The organism is Rhodopirellula sp. JB055 (genome assembly GCF_043100905.1).
Taxonomy (GTDB): domain Bacteria; phylum Planctomycetota; class Planctomycetia; order Pirellulales; family Pirellulaceae; genus Rhodopirellula.
Map to the genome: position 1 here is coordinate 1 of NZ_JBICHO010000563.1, position 5617 is coordinate 5617.

Annotated in this window: 4 protein-coding genes and 1 pseudogene; 3 read left to right on the top strand and 2 right to left on the bottom strand. The window is 55.6% G+C overall.

The window, feature by feature from the left end; all coding sequences use genetic code 11:
- The coding region (locus ACF8AM_RS21975) for a serine/threonine protein kinase (protein ID WP_392557712.1) at nucleotides 1-1612 on the bottom strand (1612 nt) is incomplete at its 3' end.
- A gap of 342 nt (nucleotides 1613-1954) precedes the next feature.
- On the opposite strand from ACF8AM_RS21975, the gene ACF8AM_RS21980 reads away from it, so the two are divergent.
- A complete protein-coding gene (locus tag ACF8AM_RS21980; protein WP_392557713.1) occupies nucleotides 1955-2743 on the top strand; it encodes an SDR family NAD(P)-dependent oxidoreductase in 789 nt (262 codons plus the stop codon).
- Nucleotides 2744-2784: 41 nt separating this feature from the next.
- On the opposite strand, the gene ACF8AM_RS21985 is transcribed toward ACF8AM_RS21980, so the two are convergent.
- Nucleotides 2785-3246 (bottom strand): MarR family winged helix-turn-helix transcriptional regulator, encoded by a 462-nt coding sequence (locus ACF8AM_RS21985; RefSeq protein ID WP_392557714.1) that lies wholly within the window; start codon nucleotides 3244-3246, stop codon nucleotides 2785-2787.
- Nucleotides 3247-3417: 171 nt separating this feature from the next.
- Here ACF8AM_RS21985 and ACF8AM_RS21990 point away from each other — a divergent pair, with 171 nt between their 5' ends.
- Entirely contained in the window at nucleotides 3418-4278 is an 861-nt protein-coding gene (locus tag ACF8AM_RS21990; protein ID WP_392557715.1) for an SDR family oxidoreductase, read from the top strand.
- A 29-nt stretch (nucleotides 4279-4307) separates the two neighbouring features.
- Nucleotides 4308-4862, top strand: a pseudogene (locus ACF8AM_RS21995) (alkyl sulfatase dimerization domain-containing protein); the annotation flags it as partial.
- Nucleotides 4863-5617 lie beyond the last annotated feature (755 nt).

Sequence of the window (5617 nt, forward strand, 5' to 3'; positions counted from 1 at the left end):
CGTACCCGCGTGCTCGTAGGATCCGACGCAGTTCTTGCTCCATCAATTCCCAGCTTTGGAGATCACGATTCGTGCCCCGTTCGATCAACACGTCTTCCATCGCGAGAGCGAACATTCGGTCTCGACGAGCGGCTTCATAGCGATCGAGAAACGACTTCGCCCGATCCACCGTCGGTATTCCTGCTTTCGAGTCGCTGACCAAATCGCGTACCCGAGAAACCAGAAAATCGGTGCTCGCCCAGCGTTCATCGACGGGAGACGCGTCGACAACCTCAACCATTGCTGAGGTCGCTTCATCCACCGCATTGATCAATCGCGCTTCATCCTGTCGCTGCACCGCCAGCGTTTGGTATTGATACGCACCAAATGCGAACGCAGAGACTGCGAGAACGGTGGCTACCGCCGCTGCAATGGCGACCCGACTTCGGTTGCGGACCAAAAACTTTTTCGAGCGATAAGCCAACGACGGCGGTCCCGCGTTGACGGGTTCTTGATCGAGTGCACGTTGAATATCGGTCGCAAAATCGTTGGCGGAGTCGTATCGTCGGCGGCGGTCCTTTTCCAAACCTTTCATCACGATCCAGTCCAAATCGCCGCGAATTTCTCGGGGCAAGCGATCCGGGCTGATGCTTCGGTGCTTCGCCAGCACGGTCAGCTTTTGCCCCGACGAGCTGAGACGCTGGCTTGGTTTCACCGCCTCTTCCTCGCGAATCATTCGCTGCAGTTCTTGGTACCCGGCTTCGCGCAGGGACTCGGCCTGCAACGGAGTCGTTCCCGTCATCCACTCGTACAGCAACACAGCGAGCGCGTACACGTCGCTGCGAGTGTCAACGTCCAGACCGCTAATCTCCGCTTGCTCGGGGCTCATGTATTGAGGCGTCCCGACCATCATCCCGTACTGCGTGAACAACGTTTTTTCTGTCAGTCGCTGATGCAGTGCTTTGGCGACACCGAAGTCGATCACCTTGACCACGGGTTGGCCGTCGTGCAGCGTGACCATCACGTTGGACGGTTTGAGATCGCGGTGAATGATGCCTTTTTGGTGAGCGTGATGAACAGCGTTGCAAACTGAAATGAACAACCGCAACCGTTCCGCCGTGGACAATGAATTTGCATCGCAGAACTCTGTGATCGGAACGCCTTTGACCAACTCCATCACAAAGTAAGGCCGATCACCCGACGCAATTGCTCCGCCATCAAACACACGAGCGATGTTGGGATGATCCATCATCGCGAGGGCTTGCCGTTCGGCTTCGAAGCGTGCCACGACGACCCTAGAATCCATCCCCGGCTTGATGACTTTCAGAGCGACTTTGCGTCGAATCGGGTGTCGTTGTTCGGCCATGAAGACCACGCCGAACCCGCCTTCCCCCAATTTCTGTAGCAGGCGATAGGGGCCGATGTCTTGCCCTGCGTCAACCTTCCAAGACGCGTCGGTGGTCTCAGCCGGATCGAAATCGAGGAAGCCGTCTTCATTCTCATGCGCAGCCACCAGAGCTTCCACTCGCTGGCGCAAGGCCTCATTTTCACCGCATTCCTGTTGAATGAACGCGATTCGTTCTTCTTCAGGCCGCTCGATGGCAGCGATAAAGATCGACTCTTCCGTTTTCATGCGGCCCTACGTAATCCATAGATGTCAGCCCATCGCTTGGGCTGGAAATTTGTGATGAACATCAGTGCGTCTTCCGGCTGTCATTTCCATCAAGGATTGTAGAGAAATCTCAAAACTTTTCTTCGAAGCACGCCGATCCCGAGACGTGCGAAGCGGTGAGCGTCCGAATTCTTGGCGAATCCGGCTACCGTTTCGCTAGGTGGCGGATTGTGATGCACAGGTTGTTGTCTGTGCGAGCGGGATGGCAAACAGACTGCGGATTTCAATGCTGAACGAACATCCAACATTGAACGGTGACTTGAGTCACCTCATTGAAGCAATTGAACGGGAAGAAGCAGACTCATGGACTTACGACTCAACGACAAAACAGCATTGGTCACCGCATCGTCGGGTGGCATCGGCATGGCAATCGCGAAACGCATCGCGGCAGACGGCGCGACCACCATCATCAACGCTCGTAGCGAAGCGAGCGTTGAAGAAGCGATTGGTGAGATTCGCCAAGAGTTACCGGACGCAAAACTCGTGAGCTTGGTCGCCGACAACGGCACCACCGATGGGATCGCCAAGACGATTGAAGAGCATCCGCAGGTCGACATCCTGATCAACAACCTCGGGATCTTTGAAGCGGTTGATTTCTTTGATCTGACAGACGATCAATGGAACGAGATCTTTGAGATCAACGTGATGAGCGGTGTGCGACTCGCCCGTCACTACCTCAAACAAATGCTGGACCAAAACTCGGGTCGGATCGTGTTCATCAGCAGCGAGTCCGGACTGGTTCCATCGCCAGAAATGCCTCACTACGCGATGACCAAGACGGCTCAACTCGCACTTTCGCGAAGCCTGGCCCAGTTGACTCAAGGCACTCAGGTGACAGTCAACTCGGTGTTGCCAGGCTCCACTGCAACGCCTGGCGTCCGCGAGTTTGTCGGCAACCTGTTCCCCGAGCAACCATTCGAAACCGCTGAAAAACGGTTCATGCAAGAAAACCGACCAACTTCGTTGATCCAACGTCTGATCGAACCTGAAGAGATTGCGAACTTGGTCGCGTTCGTCGCCAGCCCACTGTCCTCAGCGATCAACGGCGCTGCTCTGCGAAGCGACGGCGGCATCGTCCCCACGATCGCTTGACCCACGCGAATCGCAGTCAGAATGAAATCGCAAATCCGGGTTCACCCGGATTCGTACAGGCGTTTCGATTCGGTCGCGATCAGATTCTCTTTCATCTGACGCATGACCTTCATCCCAGTCGCCCACTCTTCCGCCGTCAGCCCGTCCTGAAGGCTTTCGCGGAGCGTACGGAAGTGCGGCAGCAGTGTCTTGATCTGGCGAGTTCCCTTCGGACTCGCTGATATCAGAACCGCGCGAGCGTCGGACGGGTCCGGTTTTCTTCGCACCAGCCCCTTCGCCTCCAGCCCATCGAGTTGTCGCGTGATGGTGGTCTTGTCACGCAACATGATCTCCGCGAATTCTCCGCGGCGCAGCGGTTGCTCTGACTCCACCAAAACCATCAGCAAGGCGGATTCTTCCGGGGACAGCGTGGAACCATTTTCCGCCAATACCGATTCGATTCGCGCGCGGAAGAGATAGGCGAGTCGACTGATCAAAAAGCCGGGTCGCTCAGGTTTTGACATGAATGCTCTCATGGGTAGTCGCAACGAAAAGCACAGAAAAGCAGCGAAACGCCACCATTTGGCGGCGGTTGCACCGCCTTTATGTGCATTCTACACTCACCTGCGGCATGGGACAAGTTTCCCCAGTCGCACGGCGATTCAATTCACCATCCCCCACCGACGAGGAATTCGATCATGAAAGTCGCAATCACATCCGCCAGCGGCCACCTGGGTGGCGCAGTTGTCAACGCAGCGATTCCAATCGTGGGCCAGGAAAACGTCATCGGACTGGCTCGGACTCCTAGCAAAGCGAGCTCGCTTGGGATTGAAATCCGACCGGGCGATTACAACTCGCGATCCGACCTTGCAAGCTCGCTCGAAGGCATCGACCACGTCTTGCTGGTGTCCGGAATGGATGCGCCCGAGAAACGCATCGAACAACATCGCAACGTCATCGAAGCGGCCAAGCAGGCGGGCGTCCGCAAGATCGTTTACACCAGTATCCAAGGCGCGGAGGTCGGCACTGCCTTCTCACCCGTGGTGCAAAGCAACCGGCAAACCGAAACGGACATCCGTGAAAGTGGTCTGGATTGGGTGATCGGTCGCAATGGCATCTACATCGAACCCGATGTGGAATACATCGACAACTACAAACAACGAGGCGAGATCGCGAACTGCGCCGGGGATGGGAAATGCGGGTACACAACACGTCCTGAACTCGCGTTCGCCTATGCGAAAATGTTGACGGAATCAAAACACAACGGGCACACCTACAACCTGCACGGCGAAGCGATCACTCAACTGCAATTGACGGACTACTTGAACGACGCGTTTGGAACCCAACTCACCTTTCGTTCGATGTCCGTCGAAGAATATCGCGACGACCGCACGCAAGAACTTGGTGAATTCCTGGGCAACATCATCGCTGGCATCTACGAAGGCATTCGCACCGGTGCTGTGGACAACGAAAGCCACTTTGTTCAGGCAGCCGGTCGCGAGCACCAGAGCTGGGAATCGTATTTCGATTCCTTGAAGTCGCACTCGCTCGCATGATTGTCCCATGACGACCACAAGGATGCGGGCCCTCGGTTTGCTCACCAGATGGCCACACCGCAGTGACCGCACTCATGGATTACAGCCGAGCCATTCGCAGCGTATACGACCAAACCGTTCGCGGAATCAACGCGGGAAAGAGCCCCGACCAGATCGCTCATGAAGTCGAGTTGCCGGACGACTTGAAAGACAAACCTTACCTAATCGAGTTTTATGGTTCGGTCCCTCATGCCGCGCGAGAGATCTACTCGGGACTGCTCGGTTGGTTCGACGGAAATCCAACGACACTGAGTCCACTCGAACCAAAAATCAAAGCGCAGAAGATCGCCGAACTGGCGGGTGGCACCCAACAACTGACTCAGCAAATGCAAGCTGCTTTGGACAAAGAAGACTACCAGTGGGCGTTGGAATTGTCCGACCACGTGAAATGGCTCGATGACGGCGATCGCCACTTGGCTCGCAAAGTCAAAATCGCTGCACTGCGAGGTCTGGCGGCTCAGGAGTACAACGCCCCCAACCGGAACTACTACTTGAGCTACGCCAACGAACTCGAATCCGGTGAACTGAGCGAAATCTGGTTCTAGTGATCTGTCGAATCTAAAAGTGAGCATTGATCGTAGCGGACGAGACGACGACTCCTTGGATTTGACGCCGGGTCAGGACTCGTCGCCTCGACCACTAACCTGAAATCCAGTCGTGACAGGCCACTAGGCTGAACAGAGCGGAGGCGCAACACCTCACCTGAGCCACTCAAAAAACAACCTCTCGAGCACGCTCCTCGCGTCGAGCATCGTACTGCTCATTCAATTTCACCAAAGTGGAGAATATTCCGAAAAAGGGGCTGACCCATATGCACAACGTTTGCGTATATTCCCCGAAGTCTTTGGTCGGACCTAGGTATTCAATCCCGTCATCTCTTGTTTGGGCGAACAGTGGTTCGATCGAACCGTCCATTCACGACTATCTTGCTCAGCGTCACGCTGTTGTTTGGCCATGCGCCGGCTTGGCTGCATGTTGCCACGTGCAACCATGATGCGTGCAACCATGATGCTTACTGTCGTGACAGCTGCGATCATGGAATCCGCCCGAACGATTCGCTTGAGCACGGGAATTGCGGTTGCGAACACGGCCCGCTTGAAAACACGGTCCACCTGCTCGGTTCCCTCGCAATATACGCACACGTTCACTGCTGCGAGTCGAATGCGTGCCAAACCGCGACTCCACTCGCGTCTCGAAAAGACGCGTCTGCAGATTCAAGCGAATTCGCAGACGAACCCCAATCCCCGCACGATTCTCATTCTTGTTGGATTTGCCAATCGCTCGCAGCCCCGACAGGATT